The 21,420-nt window shown below is 71.0% G+C and carries 24 protein-coding genes; 16 read left to right on the top strand and 8 right to left on the bottom strand.

Annotation, left to right across the window (positions count from 1 at the left end; genetic code table 11):
• Window positions 1–53: 53 nt before the first annotated feature.
• The 5 genes from BZG35_RS09220 to BZG35_RS09195 all read left to right on the top strand — a co-directional run bounded on the left by BZG35_RS09220 (window position 54) and on the right by BZG35_RS09195 (window position 5,864).
• Window positions 54–1,877: an ABC transporter ATP-binding protein gene (locus BZG35_RS09220; RefSeq protein WP_077357993.1), complete on the top strand. Its 1,824-nt coding sequence runs from the start codon at window positions 54–56 to the stop codon at window positions 1,875–1,877.
• A gap of 1 nt (window position 1,878) precedes the next feature.
• Window positions 1,879–2,565 carry a lysophospholipid acyltransferase family protein gene (locus BZG35_RS09215; protein ID WP_077355383.1) on the top strand — a complete coding sequence of 229 codons (687 nt, stop codon included), beginning with the start codon at window positions 1,879–1,881 and terminating at the stop codon, window positions 2,563–2,565.
• Window positions 2,562–3,845, top strand: coding sequence for a 3-deoxy-D-manno-octulosonic acid transferase (locus BZG35_RS09210; RefSeq protein WP_150125993.1), 1,284 nt, complete (start codon window positions 2,562–2,564; stop codon window positions 3,843–3,845). The genes BZG35_RS09215 and BZG35_RS09210 overlap by 4 nt, the downstream gene beginning before the upstream one ends.
• On the top strand, window positions 3,842–4,849 hold the full coding sequence (lpxK, locus tag BZG35_RS09205) for a tetraacyldisaccharide 4'-kinase (protein ID WP_077355382.1): 1,008 nt from the start codon (window positions 3,842–3,844) through the stop codon (window positions 4,847–4,849). The genes BZG35_RS09210 and lpxK overlap by 4 nt, the downstream gene beginning before the upstream one ends.
• A gap of 340 nt (window positions 4,850–5,189) precedes the next feature.
• The gene (locus BZG35_RS09195; RefSeq protein ID WP_077355380.1) at window positions 5,190–5,864 is read left to right on the top strand and encodes a murein L,D-transpeptidase catalytic domain-containing protein; all 675 of its coding nucleotides are present in this window, start codon (window positions 5,190–5,192) and stop codon (window positions 5,862–5,864) included.
• 3 nt (window positions 5,865–5,867) lie between these two features.
• Here the strand turns inward: BZG35_RS09195 and purD are convergent, their stop codons facing one another.
• Both purD and BZG35_RS17940 read right to left on the bottom strand, forming a co-directional pair.
• Window positions 5,868–7,145 carry a phosphoribosylamine--glycine ligase gene (gene purD, locus BZG35_RS09190; RefSeq protein WP_077355379.1) on the bottom strand — a complete coding sequence of 426 codons (1,278 nt, stop codon included), beginning with the start codon at window positions 7,143–7,145 and terminating at the stop codon, window positions 5,868–5,870.
• A 47-nt stretch (window positions 7,146–7,192) separates the two neighbouring features.
• Window positions 7,193–7,333 (bottom strand): hypothetical protein, encoded by a 141-nt coding sequence (locus tag BZG35_RS17940; protein ID WP_171981924.1) that lies wholly within the window; start codon window positions 7,331–7,333, stop codon window positions 7,193–7,195.
• Between the two features lie 76 nt (window positions 7,334–7,409).
• Here BZG35_RS17940 and xseA point away from each other — a divergent pair, with 76 nt between their 5' ends.
• From xseA to BZG35_RS09170, 4 genes are all read left to right on the top strand, one after another.
• Window positions 7,410–8,999 (top strand): exodeoxyribonuclease VII large subunit, encoded by a 1,590-nt coding sequence (gene xseA, locus BZG35_RS09185; protein WP_077355378.1) that lies wholly within the window; start codon window positions 7,410–7,412, stop codon window positions 8,997–8,999.
• A 92-nt stretch (window positions 9,000–9,091) separates the two neighbouring features.
• Window positions 9,092–9,496 (top strand): RcnB family protein, encoded by a 405-nt coding sequence (locus BZG35_RS09180; RefSeq protein WP_077355377.1) that lies wholly within the window; start codon window positions 9,092–9,094, stop codon window positions 9,494–9,496.
• 107 nt (window positions 9,497–9,603) lie between these two features.
• On the top strand, window positions 9,604–9,786 hold the full coding sequence (locus BZG35_RS09175) for a hypothetical protein (RefSeq protein WP_150125992.1): 183 nt from the start codon (window positions 9,604–9,606) through the stop codon (window positions 9,784–9,786).
• On the top strand, window positions 9,783–10,007 hold the full coding sequence (locus tag BZG35_RS09170; protein ID WP_077355375.1) for a hypothetical protein: 225 nt from the start codon (window positions 9,783–9,785) through the stop codon (window positions 10,005–10,007). The genes BZG35_RS09175 and BZG35_RS09170 overlap by 4 nt, the downstream gene beginning before the upstream one ends.
• Here the strand turns inward: BZG35_RS09170 and gatB are convergent.
• A complete protein-coding gene (gene gatB, locus BZG35_RS09165) occupies window positions 10,004–11,521 on the bottom strand; it encodes an Asp-tRNA(Asn)/Glu-tRNA(Gln) amidotransferase subunit GatB (RefSeq protein WP_077355374.1) in 1,518 nt (505 codons plus the stop codon). The genes BZG35_RS09170 and gatB overlap by 4 nt on opposite strands.
• 106 nt (window positions 11,522–11,627) lie before the next feature.
• Here gatB and BZG35_RS09160 point away from each other — a divergent pair, with 106 nt between their 5' ends.
• Window positions 11,628–11,969 (top strand): hypothetical protein, encoded by a 342-nt coding sequence (locus BZG35_RS09160; RefSeq protein WP_077355373.1) that lies wholly within the window; start codon window positions 11,628–11,630, stop codon window positions 11,967–11,969.
• A 43-nt stretch (window positions 11,970–12,012) separates the two neighbouring features.
• Here the strand turns inward: BZG35_RS09160 and gatA are convergent, their stop codons facing one another.
• The 3 genes from gatA to BZG35_RS09145 form a co-directional block, all read right to left on the bottom strand.
• Window positions 12,013–13,491: an Asp-tRNA(Asn)/Glu-tRNA(Gln) amidotransferase subunit GatA gene (gene gatA / locus BZG35_RS09155; RefSeq protein WP_077355372.1), complete on the bottom strand. Its 1,479-nt coding sequence runs from the start codon at window positions 13,489–13,491 to the stop codon at window positions 12,013–12,015.
• On the bottom strand, window positions 13,492–13,779 hold the full coding sequence (gene gatC / locus BZG35_RS09150; RefSeq protein ID WP_077355371.1) for an Asp-tRNA(Asn)/Glu-tRNA(Gln) amidotransferase subunit GatC: 288 nt from the start codon (window positions 13,777–13,779) through the stop codon (window positions 13,492–13,494). It abuts the gene before it with no gap.
• 72 nt (window positions 13,780–13,851) lie between these two features.
• Window positions 13,852–14,373: a hypothetical protein gene (locus BZG35_RS09145; protein WP_077355370.1), complete on the bottom strand. Its 522-nt coding sequence runs from the start codon at window positions 14,371–14,373 to the stop codon at window positions 13,852–13,854.
• Between the two features lie 72 nt (window positions 14,374–14,445).
• Here BZG35_RS09145 and ruvX point away from each other — a divergent pair, with 72 nt between their 5' ends.
• The 4 genes from ruvX (at window position 14,446) to pyrC (ending at window position 18,251) form a co-directional block, all read left to right on the top strand.
• Window positions 14,446–14,943 (top strand): Holliday junction resolvase RuvX, encoded by a 498-nt coding sequence (gene ruvX, locus BZG35_RS09140; protein WP_077355369.1) that lies wholly within the window; start codon window positions 14,446–14,448, stop codon window positions 14,941–14,943.
• A gap of 106 nt (window positions 14,944–15,049) precedes the next feature.
• Window positions 15,050–15,973: an AEC family transporter gene (locus BZG35_RS09135; protein WP_077355368.1), complete on the top strand. Its 924-nt coding sequence runs from the start codon at window positions 15,050–15,052 to the stop codon at window positions 15,971–15,973.
• Between the two features lie 23 nt (window positions 15,974–15,996).
• On the top strand, window positions 15,997–16,977 hold the full coding sequence (locus tag BZG35_RS09130) for an aspartate carbamoyltransferase catalytic subunit (RefSeq protein ID WP_077355367.1): 981 nt from the start codon (window positions 15,997–15,999) through the stop codon (window positions 16,975–16,977).
• On the top strand, window positions 16,974–18,251 hold the full coding sequence (gene pyrC / locus BZG35_RS09125; protein WP_077355366.1) for a dihydroorotase: 1,278 nt from the start codon (window positions 16,974–16,976) through the stop codon (window positions 18,249–18,251). The genes BZG35_RS09130 and pyrC overlap by 4 nt, the downstream gene beginning before the upstream one ends.
• 220 nt (window positions 18,252–18,471) lie before the next feature.
• Here the strand turns inward: pyrC and BZG35_RS09120 are convergent, their stop codons facing one another.
• Window positions 18,472–19,392: a glycerophosphodiester phosphodiesterase family protein gene (locus tag BZG35_RS09120; protein ID WP_077355365.1), complete on the bottom strand. Its 921-nt coding sequence runs from the start codon at window positions 19,390–19,392 to the stop codon at window positions 18,472–18,474.
• 131 nt (window positions 19,393–19,523) lie between these two features.
• Between BZG35_RS09120 and plsY the strand changes: the two genes are divergently transcribed.
• A complete protein-coding gene (plsY, locus tag BZG35_RS09115) occupies window positions 19,524–20,162 on the top strand; it encodes a glycerol-3-phosphate 1-O-acyltransferase PlsY (protein WP_077355364.1) in 639 nt (212 codons plus the stop codon).
• Window positions 20,159–21,241, top strand: a complete 1,083-nt coding sequence (gene dprA, locus BZG35_RS09110) for a DNA-processing protein DprA (RefSeq protein ID WP_077355363.1) — start codon at window positions 20,159–20,161, stop codon at window positions 21,239–21,241. The genes plsY and dprA overlap by 4 nt, the downstream gene beginning before the upstream one ends.
• Here the strand turns inward: dprA and BZG35_RS17935 are convergent.
• Window positions 21,238–21,378: a hypothetical protein gene (locus BZG35_RS17935; protein WP_171981923.1), complete on the bottom strand. Its 141-nt coding sequence runs from the start codon at window positions 21,376–21,378 to the stop codon at window positions 21,238–21,240. The two genes, dprA and BZG35_RS17935, sit on opposite strands and share 4 nt — an antisense overlap.
• Window positions 21,379–21,420 lie beyond the last annotated feature (42 nt).

Here is a 21,420-nt window from a genome sequence, read left to right as displayed (position 1 = left end):
CAGACTGATCCCTTGACTCGCGGGGCCGACCGTCCGACCTCCGCCTTATGACCATGCCCGCCCCGACCGCGCCTCAGGAGGACGCCGCCTCGCGCCCCCTGATGCGGCGCATCTGGCGGGACTACCTGTCGCATCGCAAGCTCCCGCTGGTCCTGTCCCTGGTCTGCGCCGCCGTCGCCGGCCTCAGCGCGGCCACGGTGCTGCAACTGCTGCAGCCCGCGATCGACGGCATGTTCCTCAACCGGCCGGTCACCGTCGCCGGCCTGTTCGTCGTGCCGGCGCAGCAGGCGCTGGTCGTCATCCCGGCCGTGATCGTCGGTGTCGGCCTGGTGTGGACGGGGGCGGCCCTGGGTCAGGCCGCCCTGGTCAACCGGATCGGCCACGGCATCGTCGGCAGCATCCAGGTCCGGCTGTTCGGGTCGATGATCCGCGCCGACCTCGCCCGGCTGCGCAGCCAGCACTCCGGGGCCTTCGTCTCCAGCGTCCTGTTCGACGCCAATCTGGTGCGCGAGGCCTTCACCAACGGGGTCGTCAACTACACCCAGTACGGCCTGACCCTGATCGCGGTGCTGCTCTACATGGCCTGGCTGGACTGGCGGCTGACGCTGATCGTGCTCCTGGGGGCGCCGCTGATCGCCCTGGTCCTGCGCCGGTTCGGCAAGCGGATGCGCAAGGCCACAACCGGGGCCATGGTCGAGACCGAGAACCTGTCCACCACGCTGCTCGAGAACCTGGACGGAGTCCGCCTGATCAAGATCGAGAACCGCGAGGCCGCCGAGGAAGCCCGGGTCAGCGAGGTCGTGGGTCGGCGCCAGCGCCATGTGATCAAGTCGGCCGACAGCCGCGCCTTCGCCGGGCCGATCTCGAACCTGTTCGCCATGATCATCGTCGCGGCCGTCATGGCCTATGCGGGCTGGCAGGCCCGGCAGGGGCAGATGACCATCGGGGCCTTCGCCGCCTATGTCGCCCTGCTGATGAACGCCGGCCAGTCCCTGCGCCAGGTCACCAATCTGCAGACCGTGATGGCCGAAGGGATGACGGCCGCCCGTCGCCTGTTCGCCGCCCTCGACATCGATCCTGAGATCCGCGAGGCCGCTGCGCCAAAGGCCCTTCCCCCCGGACCGGCGACGATCGTCTTCGATCGCGTGTCCTTCAACTACGGCCCCGCCGCCCCGACCATCGCGGACGTATCGTTCGCCGTCGCCCCCGGCGAGACCGTCGCCCTCGTCGGCCCCTCGGGCGGCGGCAAGTCGACCCTGCTCAGCCTCATGCCCCGGTTCTACGACGTCACGGACGGGGCCATCACGATCAACGGCACCGACCTGCGGGCCCTCAGCCTGTCGGACCTGCGGGCCCGGATCGCCCTGGTGACCCAGGAACCCTTCCTGTTCGACGACACGATCGCCGCCAACATCGCCTATGCCCGACCCGGCGCGACGGCGGACCAGATCGCCGAGGCCGCCGGCGCCGCCGCCGCCCACGACTTCATCACCGCCCTGCCGCAGGGCTACGACACCCGCGCCGGCGAGGCCGGCATGCGGCTGAGCGGCGGCCAGCGCCAGCGCATCGCCATCGCCCGCGCCTTCCTGAAGGACGCCCCCATCCTCCTGCTCGACGAGGCCACCTCGGCCCTCGACACCGAGAGCGAGGCCCTGGTCCAGGCGGCGCTGGAGCGGTTGATGGTCGGGCGCGCCACCCTGATGATCGCCCACCGCCTGTCGACCGTCCGGCGCGCCGACCGCATCCTGGTGCTGGAGGCCGGGCGCATCGTCGAGCGCGGCGCGCACGACGCCCTGGTGCGCCAGGGCGGCCTCTACAGCCGCCTGGCCCGGCAACAGTCGCTGGACGACACCCCGCCCGTGGCCACGGTCGCGTGACGTGAGGCCCCTTCGCAATCCGATCGTGCAGACGATCCTGTCCTCGGTGCTCGCCGCATGGATGCGCTTCTGCTTCGCCACCCTGCGCTGGACCTATGAGGGCCGCGAGCATGCCGAGGGCGTGTGGGCGGCCGGCGGCGGGGTGCTCTGCACCTTCTGGCATTCCCGCATAGGCCTCAGCCCCTCCTGCTGGCCGCTCGACCGGGCCCAGCCGGCCAAGGCCCTGATCTCGCTCAGCCCCGACGGGCAGTTCATCGCCAGGGCCGTCGCCCTTCAGGGCTTCCCCGCCGTCCGGGGCTCGTCCGCCAACAAGGACAAGGCCGACGCCGCCAAGGGCGGATCCCAGGCCCTGCGGGACGGGCTGAAGCAGCTGAAGATCGGGGCCCTGGCCGTGACCCCCGACGGCCCGCGCGGCCCGGTCCGCCTCATGGCCGAGGGTCTGCCGCTGATGGCCCGGATGTCGGGGGCCCCGGTCCTGTTCATCGGCATGAGCTGTCATCCGGCCATCCGTCTGAACAGCTGGGACCGCGCGCTTCTGCCCCTGCCGTTCGGCCGGGGGGCCATCGTCTACGACATCGCCCACTATCCCACGGGCGCCGCTTTGGCCGAGGTCACGCCGGGCTGGACAGAGCGGCTGACCGCCGTCGAGGCGCGGGCCGACGCGATCACCGGACTGCCCCGCCTGTGAGCCCCGCCCTGATGGCCTACCGGCTGCTGACCCGGATGCTGGAGCCCCTGACCCCGCGCCTGCTCGATGCGCGCGTCAAACAGGGCAAGGAGGACCCCGTGCGGGTCGACGAGCGGCTCGGCGTCGCCGGCCGGCCGCGCCCGCACGGCGACCTGGTCTGGCTGCACGGCGTCAGCGTCGGCGAGACCCTGTCCCTGCTGTCCCTGATCGAGCGGTTCCGCCGCGATCGCCCGGACCTGACCGTCCTGGTCACCTCGGCCACCGTCACCTCCGCCGAACTTCTGGCCCGCCGCCTGCCGCCCGGCGTCCTCCACCAGTTCGCCCCCGTGGACGGCCCGCGCGCCGTCGCCGCCTTCCTCGATCACTGGCGGCCCAGCCTGGGCCTCTTCGTCGAGAGCGACCTGTGGCCGAACCTGGTTCTGGCGGCCGAAGCCCGGTCGATTCCCCTGGCCCTGGTCAGCGCCCGCATCACCGCGAAGACCGCCGACGGCTGGGCCCGGGTGCCGGCCGCCGCCCGCGCGGTCCTGTCCGCCTTCGCCCTGGTCATGCCCCAGGACGACGTCTCCGCCGCCCGGCTTCAGGCGCTCGGGGCCCGGGTCGACGGCCCCGTCAATCTGAAGCTGTCCGGCGCCGTCCTTCCGCACGACCCCGCGGCCTTCACCGGCCTCAGCGCCGCCATCGGCGACCGGCCCGTGGTGGTCGCCGCCTCGACCCACGAGGGCGAGGAGGCCGCCCTCGTCCGCGCGCTGGACGGGCTGGCGGACCGCCTGTGCCTGATCCTGGTCCCGCGCCACCCGGAGCGGGGCGCGCCGATCGCCGCCGAGCTGACCCGTGCCGGCCACCGGTTCGCCCTGCGCTCGCGGGGCGGCGACCTGACCCAGGCCACGGACATCTACGTGGCCGACACCCTGGGCGAGCTCGGCCTGTTCCTCAGGCTGGCCGATGTGGTCATCATGGGGGGCTCGTTCGGATCGATTCTGCACCGGCCGACGCTGGGCGGGCACAATCCGCTGGAGCCCGCGCGCCTGGGCAAGCCGGTGTTCGCCGGACCCGACGCCTCGAACTGGCAGAAGGTCACCGCCGACCTGGTGGCGGCCGACGCGCTCATGGTCGTCCGCCGGATGGAGGATCTTCCGGCGGTCGTCGCCCCCCTGCTGAGCGATCTCGCCGCCGCGCGGGCCATGGGCGAGCGGGCCCGGCGTGCCGCCGCCGACGCGGGGGCCGGCCTGGACCGGCTGTGGGACACGCTCCAGCCCCTGCTGCCGCCCGTGCGCCGATGAAACTCTCGACCCCCCGCTGGTGGTACGAACGCCATGGCCGCCACGGCCGCGTCGTCCGCACCCTGCTGAAACCCCTGGCCTGGATCTGGTCCGCCGCCACCGCCCGAAGGATCGCCCGCGCGACGCCGGTCGACGTCGGCGTGCCGGTCCTCTCGATCGGCAACCTGACCGTCGGGGGCTCCGGCAAGACCCCGGTCGCGCGCGAGGTCCTGCGCCTGCTGCGGGCGCAGGGCATCGCGGCACACGGTCTGTCGCGCGGCTATGGCGGCCGGTCGGACGGGCCCCTTCGGGTGGATCCGACGCTTCACACGGCCGACGAGGTCGGCGACGAACCCCTGATGCTGGCGGGGGACGCAGCGGTCTGGATCGCGCGGGACCGGGTCGCCGGGGCGCGGGCGGCGGTGGCCGACGGCGCGGCGGCGCTGGTGCTGGACGACGCGCACCAGAACCCGTCCCTGCTCAAGACCCTCAGCCTCCTCGTCGTCGATGGCGAGACCCGCGGCGCGGAATGGCCGTTCGGGGACGGTTCGGTCTTTCCGTCCGGCCCCATGCGCGAACCCCTGGCGGCGGGACTGGCCCGCGCCGATGCGGTCGTTGTCCTGCTGCCGGCCGATGCGCCCGAGGCGGATGCCGAGCTGCTGGCGCTGTTCGCCCCCCTGCCGACCTTCATCGCCCGACTGGAGCCCGCCGGCCCGCCCCCGCATGGGCCGCAGGTCGGCTTCGCCGGCATCGCCAAGCCGTGGAAGGTCGAGCGCGCGCTCGAGGCCGCCGGCTGCGACCTCGTCGATTTCGCCCCCTTCCCTGATCACGCCGCCTACCGCCCTGGCGACCTGGCCTTCCTCGCCGACCGCGCCGCCCTGTTCGACGCCGGCCTGGTCACGACCGAGAAGGACTGGGCCCGCCTGCCGCCCGACTGGCGCACCCGCATCGTCGCCTGGCCGGTCGTGGCCCGGTTCGAGGACGAGCCGGGGTTCGCGGCCCGGCTGGCCCAGGCGGTCCGGTAGACGCATCCGTTGCGGCTGATCGCGGCCCGCCCTCCCGCTGATCACGAGAGTTTTATCGCAACGCACAACGCCGTTGTCCGGCTGCGCCGGAAGCCGCCCGCCTGAACGACTCCGGTCTCTGCGCCCCGGCGCAAAGCCTGTGAGGCGGGCCCCTGCTGCGCCTGCGAAGCGCAGGCCGCGGGCCGCCGGGCGACGGCGGTCGTGGCGACGGACTTCATAAACGCCTCTCTGATAGGACCCTTGACCATGGCACGCCGTCGCTGCGGCCAACCGTCGGGTTGAACCCGGGGTCCACTCTGTGAAACAACCCGTCACTTCGGGAACCTTGGAAGGGCGTCGCATGCGGCTATCGAGACGAGGCTTGATCCTGGGCGGCTCGGCCATGCTCGCCGGTTGTGCCTCCGCCCCCTCGACGGTCATCCCGCTGGTCCTCGCCCAGGCACCGACCGCCTCTCCTCCCGCACCGCTGCCTCAGATCACGCCGCCCCCGCTCGACCCCCAGAACCTCGTCCGGACCGCCCTGATGGCAAGAGCCATGGCGGCGCTCGACGTCCACCACGGCCGCATCCCCCTGCGCGACCGCATGTATCTGGTCGATTTCCAGAAATTCTCGGGCGAGGAACGCTTCTACGAGGTCGACCTGATCGGCGGCCGGGTGTCGGCGTTCCGCACCTGCCACGGCCGGGGCTCGGACCCCGAGCATTCCGGCTATGCCCGGACCTTCTCCAACGAGATGGACAGCCACATGTCATCGATCGGCGCCTTCGCCACGGCCGGCGCCAGCTGGGGCGCGCAACAGGGCCCCAACGTCCTGCTGGACGGGCTGGAATATACCAACAACCTGGCCCGCGAACGCGCCATCATCATCCACGGCGCGGACTATGCGGACCCCGACTATCTCGCGCGAGAGGGCAAGCTGGGGCGCAGCTACGGCTGTTTCTCGACCGCCCACACCGACCTGCCGATGCTGCGCGAGCGCATGGGCACCGGCCGGCTGCTCTTCGCCGCCGCCTGAGCCCTAGACCCGGTCCAGCGCCCGCCAGCCGATGTCGGTCCGGTTGAACCCGCCCGGCCAGTCGATCCGACGCACCGCCGCATAGGCCCGCTCCCGCGCCTCGACGATGTCCTCGCCCTCGGCGCAGACACTCAGCACGCGCCCACCCGACGCCACCAGGGTGCCGTCCTCGCGCCGCCGCGTGCCCGCATGGAAGACCTGCACGTGCGGCCCGAAATCCTGCTCGGCCCCGCGGATGATCGAGCCCTCGATCGGACTGTCCGGATAGCCCTTGGCCGCCATCACCACGCAGATCACCGTCGTCGGCTTGAAGGCGGGCTCCGGCAGGCGCGAAACGTCCCCCTGGGCGCAGGCCAGCAGATAGGGGACCAGATCCCCGGCCATCCGCATCATCAGCACCTGGCATTCCGGATCGCCGAAGCGGGCGTTGAACTCGACGACCCTGGGCCCCGCCTCGGTCGCCATCAGCCCCGCGTAGAGCACGCCGCGATAGGGGGTGCCCTCTTGCGCCATCGCCGTCAGCGTCGGCCGCACGATCCGGTCGTTGGCCGCGGTCACCAGGGCCTCATCGAAGACCGGCGCGGGCGAATAGGCGCCCATGCCGCCCGTGTTGGGGCCCATATCGCCGTCGAAGGCCCGCTTGTGGTCCTGGGCCCCGCCGAACAGGACCGCCCTCTGGCCGTCGCACAGGGCGAACAGCGAGCCTTCCTCGCCGTCCATGAACTCCTCGATCACGACCCGGGCCCCGGCGGCCCCGAAACGCCCGCCCAGCATCCGGTCGATCTCGGCCTCGCCGTCGGGACGGTCCGGGCTGATGGCCACGCCCTTGCCTGCCGCCAGGCCGTCGGCCTTGATCACATAGGGGGGCTGGAAGACCTTCAGCGCGGACTTGGCGTCGGCGGCGCGCTCATAGACGCCGTAATGGGCGGTCGGGATGTCGTGGCGGGCCATGAAGGCCTTGGAAAAGGCCTTCGACGTTTCCAGCTGGGCGGCCTTGGCCGTCGGTCCGAAACACGGAATGCCTGTTGCGATCAACCGGTCGGCCAGACCGGCCTCGAGCGCCACCTCCGGTCCCACCACGACCAGGCCGACGCGCAGCTCGCGCGCCAGGCGGGTCAGGCCCTCGGCGTCATCGGCCCTGTAGTCGGGCAGGCAGGTCGCGACCTTGGCCATGCCCGGATTGCCGGGCGCGCAGTACAGGCGATCGACCAGGGGAGACTGGCTGATTTTCCAGGCCAGGGCGTGCTCGCGCCCCCCCGATCCGACAAGCAGGATATCCATGCCCGCGCAATGACCGCGCCGCGCCGCCCGGTCAAGGGCGGCCGGGCTCACAGGATGGCAGAAGCCACATAGACCACGGCGCCCAGCAGGGCGATGGCCATGACGATCAGCCAGATCGACACCGAGGGGGCGTTGCTGCGGCGGGACAGCTCGGCGTCGGCCGGGTCGTCGGATTCGCGGGGGGGCATGCGATCGTTCATGCCCGCAGTCTATAATCCGAATGCGGCGGTTTGCGCACCCGTCCCGGGCGACTAGACTGGCCCCATGACCGACGACTACGTTTTCGCAGGTGCCGCCGAGGCCGAGCCGGCCCCGCCGCGGGACAACAATCCGCCCCTGTCGATCTCGGAACTGTCGTTCGCCCTCAAGCGCACGCTGGAGGATCGCTTCGGCCACGTCCGGCTGCGGGGCGAGATCTCCAAGGTCAATCGCCACGCCTCGGGTCACATCTATCTGACGCTGAAGGACGACAAGTCCGCCATCGACGGCGTGGTGTGGAAGGGCTCGGTGCGGGGCCTGGGGGTCCAGCCGGAGGCGGGGCTCGAGGTCATCGTCACGGGCAAAATCACCTCCTATCCGGCGCGGTCCAGCTACCAGATCGTGATCGAATCGATGGAGGCGGCCGGGGCCGGGGCCCTGCTGGCCCAGCTGGAGCGGCTGAAGGTCCGGCTGTCGGGCGAGGGCCTCTTCGACCCCGCCCGCAAACGGCCGATCCCGACCTTCCCCGCCACCATCGGCGTGATCACCAGCCCGACCGGGGCGGTGATTCGCGACATCCTGCACCGGATCGCCGAACGCTGGCCCTGCCGGGTGATCGTCTGGCCCGTGGTGGTCCAGGGCGACGCCGCCTGCGGCCAGGTCGGGGCCGCCATCCGCGGCTTCGATGCCCTGAGGCCCGGCGGCCCGATTCCGCGCCCCGACCTGCTGATCGTGGCTCGGGGCGGCGGCTCGGTCGAGGACCTGTGGTGCTTCAACGACGAGGGCCTGGCCCGCACGGTGGCGGCGGCCTCGATCCCGATCATCTCGGCTGTGGGGCATGAGACCGACACGACCCTGATCGACTTCGTCTCCGACCGCCGGGCCCCGACACCCACGGGCGCGGCCGAGATGGCCACGCCGGTGCTGGCCGACCTCCGGGCCGCCGTCGGCGATCTGGACCGGCGTCTGGACCGGGCGGGCGCCCGGCTGCTGGAGGATCGCCGCATCCGGCTGCGCGCCGTCGCCCGGGGCCTTCCCGCGCGCCCGGAGGAACTCGTCGCCGTGGCCCAGCAGCGGCTGGACCACGCCACCAGCCGGCTGGCTTCGGGTCTGGGGCGCAATGTCGACGTGCATCACCGACGGTTGGTCGGCCTCGACGGTCGGTTTTCGCCCCGCCTTCTGGATCGGGCGGTCGAACAGAGAGCGGCGCGGCTGGAGGGGCTGGCCGGCCGGCTCGTGGCGGGTCTGACCTCCAACGCCGCGGTCCACGAACGCCGCCTGCTCCGGGCCGGCGGGCGGCTGACCCCGGCCCCGCTTCGGCACCGGCTCGAGCAGCGCTCGGACCGGCTGCAGGGGACCGTCGCCCGGCTCGAACGCCTGCGCACCCAGGCCCTGTCGCGGCCGACCGACCGGTTGGCGGCCCTGGCCCGCGCCCTTGCCACGCTGGACCCGAAACGGCCCAAGCCCGGCTTCGCCCGCGTCGATGACGAATCGGGACGGATGGTGGCCTCGGCGGCCGCCCTGTCGTCCGGCCAGATGGTCAGCCTGACCTTCGCCGACGGCACCCGGGCCGCGACCATCGACGGCACCGCTGCGGGACCCAAGCCCTCAGGCAAAACGAAGCCGACGAAGGTGGATCAGGGCAGCCTGTTCTGACGCCGGCTTCCTAAACGCCCCATTCAGGTCGGGTTCATCGCCGGCCTGCCAGCCTGTCCTCACAGGTCGGGCCTAGCATTGGAGCAGTTACAGTGAAGAAGATCCTCGTCATCGGTGCGGTGACCCTGGCGACGCTGGCGGCACCCGTGGCCGCGTCCGCCCAGTCCTGGCGCGGCGGCGACCGCGACCGCGACGGCCGCTATGAGCGCTGGGAGCGTCGTTCCGATCACAATCGGTACGACGGCGGCCGCTACACCAACCGCGAACGCTACAACGACTACCGCCGCGGCCAGCGCGATCAATACCGCGATCACCGGCGCTATTATCGCGGGGCGACCCTGCCGTATGAGTACCGGTCGAACTGGTACATCCGCGATTATAACCGCTACGGCTACGGCCACCCGCCGCGCGGCTACGGCTATTACCGGACCGATACCGGCGACGTCGTCCTTGCGGCCCTGGCCACCGGTGTGATCGTCTCGCTCCTCAGCCGCTAGACCTCGTCCACCGTCTGCATGAGCCCGCCCGGAGCGATCCGGGCGGGCTTTTTGCGGGAACCGCTCCGGCCTTCCAACCCTTGATGAGGGGCAAGAAGGAGACCGTCATGACCGATACGAATCCCATTTCGAACGAACCGACCTCGCCGACCGAAGACACGGGCCACGGCGCGTCGCGTCCCGACAAGACCAATGCCCCGCAGCCGGCTCAGTCTCCCTCCAAGCCCGCCACCGGCGGCGAGGGTGCCGCGGGAGCCGGGGGCTCGGACGGCTTCGGGACCGGGTCGTGAGCGAGCGGCTGTTCCGGGTCACGCTGGAGGGTCCTGAGGGGACCCGTGACGTGATTGTCCCCTCCCCCACCGAGGTGCAGGCCGCTGACGCGGCCGCGATCGAGGCGCGGGAGGGCGAGGCCATCGCCGGCATCCAGGAGGTCGACGCCGATGAGAACACGGCCGAAACCCCGCCCCCGCCGACCCAGGCGGAGGAGACGCCCCAGCCCGGGGGCCTCTAGAGCCCCAACCGTGCCTTCAGGATGGCGTTGACGGCGGCGGGGTTGGCCTTGCCCCCCGTCGCCTTCATCACCTGGCCGACGAACCAGCCGATGGCCTGCGGCTTCTCGGCGACCGAGGCGGCCTTGTCCGGATTGGCGGCGATGATCTCGTCGACGGCCTTTTCGATGGCCCCGGTGTCGTTGACCTGCACCAGGCCCCGGGCCTCGACGACCTGACGCGGCGAGCCCTCGCCGGACCAGACGTGGTCGAACACCTCCTTGGCGATCTTGGAGGAGATCACCCCCTCCTCGATCAGGGCCACCAGCTCGGCCACATGGGCCGCCGGCAGCGGGCTCTCGGAGAAGTCCTTGCCGTCGGCCGACAGCCGGGCCGACAGCTCGTTGGTCACCCAGTTGGCCACCAGCTTGGCGTCGCGGCCCTTAGCGGCCTCCTCGAAATAGTCGGCCTTGGCCTGGTCCGAGATCAGCACCACGGCGTCGTACTGCGACAGGCCGTAGTCGGCCATCAGCCGGCGACGCTTGTCGTCCGGCAGCTCCGGAAGGCTGGCCTTGATGCCGTCGATCCAGGCCTGCTCCAGTTCCAGCGGCAGAAGATCCGGGTCCGGGAAGTAGCGGTAATCGTTCGCCTCTTCCTTCGACCGCATCGACCGGGTCTCGCCGGCCGTGGGGTCGTACAGCCGCGTCTCCTGATCGATCTTGCCGCCGTCCTCCAGGATCTCGATCTGGCGCCGGGCCTCGTAGTTGATGGCCTGGGAAATGAAGCGGAACGAGTTCACGTTCTTGATCTCGCAGCGCGTCCCCAGGTGGCTGAAATCGCCGGTAGCCTTGAACTTTTCGTACTGGCCGACGCGGCAGACCGAGACGTTGACGTCAGCCCGCAGGTTGCCCTTCTCCATGTCGCCGTCGCAGGTGCCGAGATAGATCAGGATGGTGCGGATCTTCTTGACGTAGGCGACGGCCTGTTCCGGCGAGCGGATGTCGGGCCGCGAGACGATTTCCATCAGGGCCGTGCCGGCGCGATTCAGGTCGACATAGCTCTCGGTCGGCGACAGGTCGTGGATCAGCTTGCCCGCGTCCTGCTCCAGATGCAGCCGCTCGATGCCGACGTTGAAGAAGGAGCCGTCCTCGGCCTCGACCTCGACCACGCCCTCCCCGACGATCGGGAAATACAGCTGGCTGATCTGATAGCCCTGCGGCAGGTCGGGATAGAAATAGTTCTTCCGGTCGAACTGGCTGCGGCGATTGATCTGGGCGTTGAGGCCCAGGCCGGTGCGGACCGCCTGTTCCACGCAGTGTCTGTTGAGGGTCGGCAGCATGCCGGGGAAGCCGGCGTCGATCAGCGACACCTGCTCGTTCGGCCCCGCGCCGAAGCCCACGGCGGCACCGGAGAACAGCTTGGCCTTGGACGCGACCTGGGCGTGGATCTCCAGCCCCATGACGATCTCCCACGGCCCGGTGCGGCCCTGGATGATGGTGGCGGTATCAGGCGTGGCGGTGGCGAGTGCGTCGGTCATGAAGCCTGATTAGCGCCCTGCGGCCGGATGCGAAAGTTGCTGTCGTGACCGCGTCACGATTCTGGGCCCATCCTGCGGCGCGATTTTCATTCCGAGGAACCCTGACATGCTCAAGACCGTCCTGTTCGCCGCCGCCCTGGTCGGCAGTGCCGCCCCCGCCCTGGCCCAGACCGCCCCGGTCCCTGCCCCGCCCCATGCCCCGGCGCATGCCGACATGGCCACCCATGCCGCCACCCCGACCATCGAGGCCCCGATCAAGGACCTGCTGGCCCACGAAGCCACGGCGGCCGTGCTCGAGAAACACCTGCCCGGCCTGTCCAAGCACCCGATGCTCGAGCAGTTCCAGGACATGACCCTGGGTCAGGTCGCCCCCCTGTCGGGCGGCGCCGTCACCCCGGCGATTATCGAGGCCATCGACACCGACCTGAAGGCCCTGCCGGCTGCGTGATATACGCTCTCCCTCCCCCTGCGGGGGAGGGAGAGCTCTCAGCCTACCACCAGCGCTCGGCCCGGCCGACGCCGCCCGCCGCCTTTTCGAGGGCCGCGCCGACTTGAAACACGGTGGCTTCATCCAGCGCCTTGCCGATCACCTGCAGTCCCAAAGGCAGGCCGTTGGCGTCGAGGCCGGCCGGCACCGAGATGCCCGGCAGGCCGGCGAGGTTCGCCGTTACCGTGAAGACGTCGTTCAGATACATGGTTACCGGGTCGATCTGCTTGTCGCCCAGGGCGAAGGCGGACGACGGCGTGGACGGCGTCAGGATCGCGTCGACCTGGCCCCAGACCTTGTCGAAATCCTCGGCGATGCGGCGACGGACCTTCAGCGCCCGGACGTAATAGGCGTCGTAGAAACCCGCCGACAGCACATAGGCCCCGATCACCAGGCGGCGTTTGACCTCGGCTCCGAAGCCCTCGGCCCGGCTGGTCTCGTAGAGATCCGTCAGCGACGTGGCTTTATCGGCGCGATGGCCGAAGCGCATGCCGTCGTAGCGGGCCAGGTTGGACGAGGCCTCGGCCGGGGCGACGATATAGTAGGTCGGCAGGGCGTATTTGGTGTGCGGCAGGCTGACGTGGACGATCTCGCAGCCCGCGTCCTTCAGCCATTCGATGCCCTGGGCCCAGATCTTCGAGACCTCTTCCGGCATGCCGTCGACGACGTATTCGGCCGGAACCCCGATGCGCAGCCCCTTGACCGACTGTCCGACGGACTGGGTCCAGTCGGGCGTCGGGACGTCGAGGCTGGTCGAATCCTTGACGTCGAAACTGCACATGGAGCGCAGCATCAAGGCCGCGTCCTCGACCGTCCTGGTGATCGGCCCGGCCTGGTCCAGCGAGCTGGCGAAGGCCACCATGCCGAACCGGCTGGCGCGGCCATAGGTGGGCTTGATGCCGACCGTCCCGGTGAAGGCGGCGGGCTGGCGGATCGACCCGCCGGTGTCCGAGGCCGTGGCGGCCAGGCAAAGATCGGCGGCAACCGCCGAGGCCGACCCGCCAGAGCTGCCGCCCGGCGTCAGCTCGGCGTTCGATCCCTTTGATTTCCATGGATTGACTACCGGCCCGAAGGCCGAGGTCTCGTTCGACGAGCCCATGGCGAACTCGTCCATGTTCAGCTTGCCCAGCATCACAGCCCCGTCACGCCACAGGTTGGCGGTGACGGTGGATTCATAGGGCGGGACGAAGCCACGCAGCATGTTGGAGCCCGCGGTGGTCTGCACCCCCTCGGTGCAGAACAGGTCCTTGATGCCCAGGGGAGCCCCTTCCAGCGCCCCGCCCTCGCCCGCGGCGATGCGGGTGTCGGACGCCTTGGCCATGTCGAGCGCCTTGTCGGCGGTGATTTCGACATAGGCGTTCAGCGTCGGGTTGGCGGCCTCGATGTTGGTCAGGAAGGCCTGCGTCAGCTCCTGCGAGCTGAACGTCTTCGCCTTCAGGCCGTCGACGGCCGCCTTGAGCGTGAGGTTCGTCAGGTCGGACATCTATTCCACCACCTTGGGCACGACGTAGAAGCCGTCGGCGGACTGGGGCGCGTTCGACAGCACGGCCTCGACCCGGTCGCCGTCGGTGACGACGTCGTCGCGCAGCCGCAGGGCCTGGGCCACGTTGGACGTCATCGGCTCCACGCCCTCGACATCGACCTCATTGAGCTGGTCGATCCAGGCCATGATGGTATTCAGCTCGCCCGCCAGGGGCTCCAGCCGGTCGTCGGGGGTCTTGATCCGGGCGAGGTGGGCGACCTTGCGCACCGTCGCGGCGTCGATGGCCATGCGGCCCTCCAGTCATAGGCGTTCAAGCGGGCGGGATTAGCGGCCCCCTCCGCCCCGCACAAGCATTCCTGTCTAAGCCCCGGGCGTGACGGTGACGGCCGCGGGCGGGGCACCCTCGGCGCCGGGGGTCCAGGCGACGATCACCTTGCGATGCCGGCTGCCGATCGTGCCCGTGGCAACGTCCAGCAGGCTGTCCTGCAGATCCAGCTCGACCCGCCCCGGCGACGCGGACAGGACGGTGTAGTCGAGGACGTCGCCGATCCGGAAGATCGTCCAGCCCTCGTCCGGCGAGACGAAGAAGGCCAGGTAGGTCTGGAGCCCGTTCATGGCCGGATCGCCGCCGGCCGTTCCGAACAGCTTGGCGTCATCATACGTCAGCCGGTCCACGCGCACCACGCGGGCCGACGCCTGCAGGCTGTCGTCCGCGGGCGCGGGCGCGAGCGTTTGCGTGACGCCGGACGCCGCCAGGGCTGCGACCTTGGCCCGTGCCGGCGTCTCGGCTTCGGGGCTCGGCGTCGCCTCGGAAACCGCATCGCAGGCGGTCAGCAGAATCGCGAAGGCCGATACGGACGCCAGCCTCAATCGGTTCGACATGGATTCATCCTTCGCGATCGATCCGGCACCCTCGCCTTTGACAGGCTGCGAGGCAACGCCTACCGCCCGGGCGTGCCCGTCCTGAACCTGATCGACCTGCCCGCCGCCTGCCCGCCCGACACGGCGTGGATGGGTCTGGATCTGGGCGAGACCACCATCGGCGTGGCCACCTCCGACACCTCGCGCATGATCGCCAGCCCGCTGGAGCTGATCCGCAAATCGAAATTCACGGCCGAGGCCGCAGCCCTGTTCAAGCTGATGGACCACCGCAAGGTCTCGGCCCTGATCATCGGCCTGCCGGTCAACATGGACGGCACCGAGGGGCCGCGGGCCCAGTCGTGCCGCGCCTTCGCGCGCAACCTCGAGCGGTTCCGCCCCGTCAACGTCGCCTTCTGGGACGAGCGGCTGTCGACCAGCGCGGTCGAGCGGTTCCTGATCGATGAGCTGGACCTCAGCCGCAAGCGGCGCGCAGGGGTGGTGGACCGCACGGCCGCCGCCTGGATCCTGCAGGGGGCGCTGGATAGAGTGCGCAACCTGCCTCTCCCTCCCCTTCATGGGGAGGGAGGGTGACGCGCAGCGGCATCCGGGTGGGGCCGTTTGAAGCGTGCGCACGAACGACACGGCCCCACCCTCGCTCGCCGAGGCTCGCGGTCCCTCCCCATAAAGGGGAGGGAAAATGACGGCCCTGCTCGCCGGGATCGTTCCGGTCTTCATCCTGATTGCCATCGGCTATGGCCTGCGCAAGTCCGACTTCCTGCCGGACGCGACCTGGCGGCCGATCGAGAAGCTGTCGATCAACCTGCTGTATCCGGGCTTCCTGATCCCGGCGATCTGGGGCGCCGACCTGTCGGGCGGCAGCGTCGGGGCGGCCGGCGGGTCAGCGGTGACGGCGGTGCTGATCGTCGGCGCCCTGACCCTGGCGGCCAAGCCGTTCCTTCGTATCGACGGGCCAGCCTTCAGCAGCGTGTTCCAGGGCACGATCCGCTGGAACAGTTTCGTCTTCCTGCCGGTGATCCAGTCGGCCTTCGGGGCCGAGGGCCTGGCCCTGGCGGCGGTGATGATCGCCTGCATCATCCCCGTCACGAATATCGCCTGCGTCGCCGTCCTGGCCCGCTGGGGGACCGACCAGCGCGGGGTGCGGCCCCTGGCCCTGACCCGGGCCATGCTGGCCAATCCGATCTTAGTGGCCTGTCTGACGGGCCTCACGCTGAACTTTTTGAAAGTGCCGCCGATCCCGGGCATTTCCGACACCTTGCGGCTGCTCGGCGGGGCCGCCCTGCCGCTGGGGCTGATCGTCGCCGGGGCGGGGCTGAGCTTCGCCGAGGTGGCGCGCAGCCGATGGACGGTCGCGGGCGTCACCGCCGTCAAGCTGGGGGTCATGCCGCCGCTGATGTGGGGCCTGTGCATCCTCTACGGCGGCGACGAGCTGGCCCAGGGCACGGCCCTGCTGTGCGGCGCGGCCCCGGGCGCGGCGGCGGCCTATCTGCTGGCGCGGCAGATGGGCGGGGATGCGCCGCTGATGGCCGGGATCGTCGCCGCCACGACCGTGGGCAGCGCCCTGGGCATCCCCCTGCTGCTGGCCCTGTTCCATCTGGCGTGAGTCGCGGCTATAGCCCGGCTTCCATGACCCACAGCAACCTTGCCGCCGACCTGATCGCCGACCGGCGGGTGCCGTTTCCAAAACCGCATTTCCTGGCCGCGGCGGATCTGAACCCGCCCTTCGTCCTGGCCCTGCTCGACCTGGCCGACGCCTTCGTCGACCTGAACCGCTCCTCGACCAAGGCGCTGGACCTGCTGGGCGGGCGCACGGTGATGAACCTGTTCTTCGAGAACTCGACCCGCACCAGTTCCTCGTTCGAGATCGCGGCCAAGCGGCTGGGGGCCGATGTGGTGACCATGCCGGTCCAGACGTCTTCGGTGAAGAAGGGCGAGACCCTGATCGACACCGCCGTGACCCTGAACGCCATGCGGCCCGACATCCTGGTGGTCCGTCACGGGGCCTCGGGCGCGGCGGCCCTGCTGTCGCAGAAGGTCGGCTGCGCGGTGGTCAATGCGGGCGACGGACGGCACGAGCATCCGACCCAGGCCCTGCTCGATCTGCTGAGCCTGCGCCGCGCCTTCGGGGACGTCGGCGGGCTGACGGTCGCCATCTGCGGCGACATCGCCCACAGCCGGGTGGCGCGCTCGAACGTGGCCCTGCTGTCGATGATGGGCGCGCGCGTCCGGCTGATCGGCCCGCCGACCCTGGTGCCCGGCGACGCCGACCGCTGGGGCTGCGAGGTCTTCCATGACATGCGCGAGGGGCTGAAAGGCTGCGACGTCGTCATGATGCTGCGGCTGCAGCTGGAGCGGATGGACGGAGCCCTGGTCCCGTCGACGCGCGAGTATTTCCGCTTCTGGGGCCTGGACCGGGAGAAGCTGGCCTGGGCCAATGCGGGGGCCAAGGTGATGCATCCGGGGCCGATGAACCGGGGGGTCGAGATCGATTCGGACGTCGCCGACGACCTGAGCGTCTCCCTGATCCAGGATCAGGTCGAGATGGGCGTGGCCGCGCGCATGGCCGTGCTGGCCTCGCTGTCGGCCCGGCTGGAGACGGGGGCATGACCACCTTGGCCATCGTCAACGCCCGCCTTCTGGACCCCGCCACCGACTACGACGGCCCCGGCTCGGTCCTGATCGAGGACGGGGTCATCACCCGCGTCGAACACGGGGCCGCCGCCCTGATGGCGACCCGGGTCATCGACGCCGGGGGCCTGTGCCTGTCGCCCGGCCTGATCGACATCCGCGTCCGCACCGGCGAGCCGGGGGCCGAGCCCAAGGAGACGCTGAAGTCGGCCAGCCTGTCGGCCGCGGCCGGGGGCGTCACCACCATCGTGATCCAGCCCGACACCGATCCCGCCGTCGACGACCCGGCCATGGTCGACTTCATCCAGCGCCGGGGCGCGGCCCTGAACCTGGTCCATGTCCGCGTCGCCGGGGCCGCGACCCGCAGCCGCGACGGCCAGCGCATGGCCGAGATCGGCCTGATGCACGAGGCGGGGGCGCTGTATTTCACCGACGGCGACCATGTCATCGCCGACAGCCGGGTGCTGTCGCGGATCATGGCCTATGCCTCGGCCTTCAACGCCCTGATCGCCTGCCGCCCGGCCGATCCCTGGCTCTCGGAGGGGGCCGTGGCCACGTCCGGAGAGCTGGCCACCCGGCTGGGGCTGTCCGGCGCGCCCGCCATCGCCGAACGCATCCAGCTGGAGCGCGACCTCGCCCTGGTCGAACAGACGGGTGCCCGGTTCCTGGTCGACCAGATCTCGACCGAGGCGGCGCTGGAGGTGCTGGCGCGGGCCCGGGGCCGGGGGCTGGAGGTGGCCGCCAGCGTCTCGATCAACCACCTGTGCTTCAATGAGATCGACATCGGCGACTACCGGACCTTCTACCGGCTTGACCCGCCGCTGCGGCCAGAAAGCGATCGCCGGGCCCTGATCGAGGCCGTGCGCGACGGTCTGATCGAGGCCATCACCTCGGCCCACACCCCCGCCCCCGCCGAGGACAAGCGCCGCCCCTTCGCCGAGGCCGCGCCCGGCGCGGTCGGGCTCGAGACCCTGCTGCCGGCCGCCCTGAGCCTGCACCACGAGGAGGGTCTGGACCTGCTCGACGTCCTGCGCCCCCTGACCCACGGCCCGGCGACCCTGCTGGGCCTCGAAGCTGGCGTGATTTCGGCTGGGGCCCCGGCAGACCTGATCCTGTTCGATCCCGGCGCGCCGGTGGTGATCGATGCGGCGGCGCTGCGATCCAAGTCCAAGAACTCGCCGTTCGACGGGCGAAGGCTTCAGGGCCGAGTAGAGATGACCGTTGTCGGCGGACGGACGGTCCATACGTCTTGACCCTCTCCCAGAGGGAGAGGGCTTGAGCGTCCAAGAGCGCAGCGATTGGCAACGCGAAAGGGTGAGGGGTTGGGGTTTCACCGGCTGAGACTCTGATCGGCCTGCGCCATGCACCCAGGATCGTGCCGCTCCGGCGGTAGCGTAACCCCTCACCCTTTCGCGCAAGGACGTCATCTGCGCTGACGTGCGCTCAAGCCCTCTCCCTCCGGGAGAGGGAACACTACCTTGGACACCTCTGCGCCGCCACCAGCTCCACCCCCAGCACGCCCTTGACCGCCAGCGGCGTGTCGGTGGCGATCACGACCGCCCCCTGTTCGAACAGGGCGCGGTATTCGCTGACGTCGCCGTCGGCCGCATAGACGCGGTCCAGAGCGCGCGGGGAGCCGCCCAGGGTGCCGAACTGAACCTCGACGCCCCGGTCCCCCAGCGCTCGCCAAAGAGCGGGCCGGGCCTCGCGGGTCCCGGTCCAGGCCAGGATCTGCGGCGCATTCAGGCCGTCCAGCCCGGCGACGTCGTCCAGACCGGCCGAGATCATCATCTCCGGGGCCATGGCGGCCACGGCGCGGGCGGCCTCGGCCGAATAGGTGATCAGGATGACGCGATCCGCCGCGCGCGCCCGCCGGACCTCGTCCACCACCCGGCGGGCCAGGGCCACTGTCGCGGCCTCGCTGGAGGGCTTCAGGTCGAGGCTGGCGATGGCCCCGACGCGGCCGGCGGCGGCCAGGGCCTCGGCCAGGGTCGGCGGGGCGGCGTCGCTCACGGTGCCGTCCGGGGCGCGCAGGTCCGCGGCCTGAATCTGGGCCAGGGTGTTGTCGGCGACCAGACCTCGCCCCGTCGTGGTCCGGTCCAGGCTGTCGTCATGCATCAGCACCAGCACCCCGTCGCGCGTCAGGGCGGCGTCGATCTCGACGATCGCCCCCGGAATGGCGCGGCCGGTCGCCTCGATGGCCTGGATCGAGTTTTCCGGCTGGTCCTCGCCCGACTGGGCGCGGTGGGCCGAAATGGCGATGCCGCCGGTCTCGCGCACGCAGTCGAAATAGGCCGCCAGTCGGGGCGTCGACCCGGCCGTGACCGGTGGACCTCCGGCGCACCCCGCCACGGTCGAGGCCAGGAGCAGGGTCGCGAGCGAAAGACGGGTCATGGTCCCACCGGAAAGGTCACTGTGGCCGTCCTCATAGCGGCGGGACCGCTGGCCGGTAACCCCTCCCGACCCTTGCTCCGAACGCGGCCGCGACGCATTGTCAGGCCGCACGTCAAGCGGGAGCGAATCGGTTGCAGGATCTGGTCGGCCCAGCGGTGTTCACGCTCGGTCTCGTCGCCGTGGGCGGCTATCTGCTGGGGTCCATCCCGTTCGGCGTCCTGATCACCCGCGCGGCCGGGACCGGCGACGTGCGCCAGATAGGATCGGGAAATATCGGCGCGACCAACGTGCTGCGCACCGGCCGCAAGGACCTGGCCCTGGCCACGCTTCTGCTGGACGCGGGCAAGGGCGCGGTCGCCCTGCTGCTGGCGCGACATTTCCTCGGCTCCGAGGCGGCCGGGGCCCTCGCCGGCGGCGCGGCCTTCCTGGGGCATCTGTTTCCCGTCTGGCTGGGCTTCAAGGGCGGCAAGGGCGTGGCCACCTTCTTCGGCCTGATGCTGGCCGCCGCCTGGCCCCTGGGCCTGATGGCGGGAGCCACCTGGCTGATCGTGGCCTTCGGCCTGCGCTATTCGTCCCTGGCCGCCCTGATCGCCGCCGCCGCGACGCCCCTGTACGCCCTGCTGAGCCTGCCGATCCTGGGTCTGCCCGCGCCGCAGCCGATCGTCGTCCTGGCCATCGTCACGGCGATCCTGATCTACATCCGTCACCACGAGAACATCGGCCGCCTGCTGAAGGGGGCCGAGCCCCGCATCGGGGCCGCCAAGACGTGAGCCTGCCCGAGACCGAGCGGCTGGCCCGCCTGCGTCTCGCCCGTGCCGACCGGGTCGGCCCCGTCTCGTTCCGACAGCTGCTGGACCGGTTCGGTTCGGCCGTCCGCGCCCTGGAGGCCCTGCCCGACCTAGTCCGCAAGGGGGGCGGCCACGGCTACGCCCTGCCCGATCCGGACCGGATCGACGCTGAGTTGGCCGCAGGAGACCGCGCCGGCGCGCGCCTGCTGGTGCTGGGCGACCCGGACTTTTCACCCCCGCTGACCGCCCTGGACCCGCCCCCGCCCCTGCTGTGGACGCGCGGCGACGTCACCCTGCTGTCGCGCGAGGCCGTGGCCGTGGTCGGGGCCCGGATCGCCTCCGCCGGGGGGCAGCGCATCGCCCGCGGCCTGGCCCAGCAGCTGGGCCAGGCGGGCTACGTCGTGGTCTCGGGCCTCGCGCGCGGCATCGATGCGGCGGCCCATGCCGGATCGATGCCGACCGGCACCGTCGCCGTGCTGGGCGGCGGCGTGGACGACGTCTATCCGGCCGACAACGCCGCCCTCTACGACCAGATCGTCGACCGGGGCTGCGTCGTCTCCGAAAGCCCCATGGGGGCCCGGGCCCAGGCGCGCGACTTTCCCCGCCGCAACCGCATCATCTCCGGCCTGTCGCGCGGGGTCATCGTGGTCGAGGCCGAGCTGCGGTCCGGCTCCCTGATCACCGCCCGGCTGGCGGGCGAACAGGGCCGCGACGTCTTCGCCGTGCCCGGCTCGCCGCTGGACCCGCGGTCGAAAGGCCCCAACGAACTGCTGCGTCAGGGGGCCATCCTGTGCGAGGGCCTCGACGACGTCCGCCGCGCCTTCGAGACCCTGCGCACCCTGCGCGAACCGGCGGCCGACAGCCCCTTCACCGGGGCGGACGACGACGTCGACCCCATCTTCCTCGACCGCGTCGCGGGCCTGCTGTCGCCGACCCCGACCCCGCGCGACGAGATCGCCCGCGCCCTGGACGCGCCGATCGGCCGGGTCGCCGCCGCCCTGCTGGAGCTCAGCCTGGCAGGCCGCGCCACCCTGCTGCCCGGGGGCTCGGCCTCGACCTAGCGTTTGCGCGCCGGTCCGTTCATCCCGTGATCCGCCAGATCGGCGGCGCAGTCCAGCAGACGCCCCAGGACCTCGTCGTCCTCGACGCGGGCCATCTGGGCCAGTTGCCGGGCCATCGCGCCTATATATTCGCGCATGGGCAGGTCCGCCTGCACCGACCCCGCCGTTTCGACCGCCTG

The sequence above is a fragment of the Brevundimonas sp. LM2 genome, assembly GCF_002002865.1.
Taxonomy (GTDB): Bacteria; Pseudomonadota; Alphaproteobacteria; order Caulobacterales; family Caulobacteraceae; genus Brevundimonas.
The sequence above is the reverse complement of the archived record's forward strand: the minus strand, read 5'-3'. Positions and strand labels throughout refer to the sequence as shown.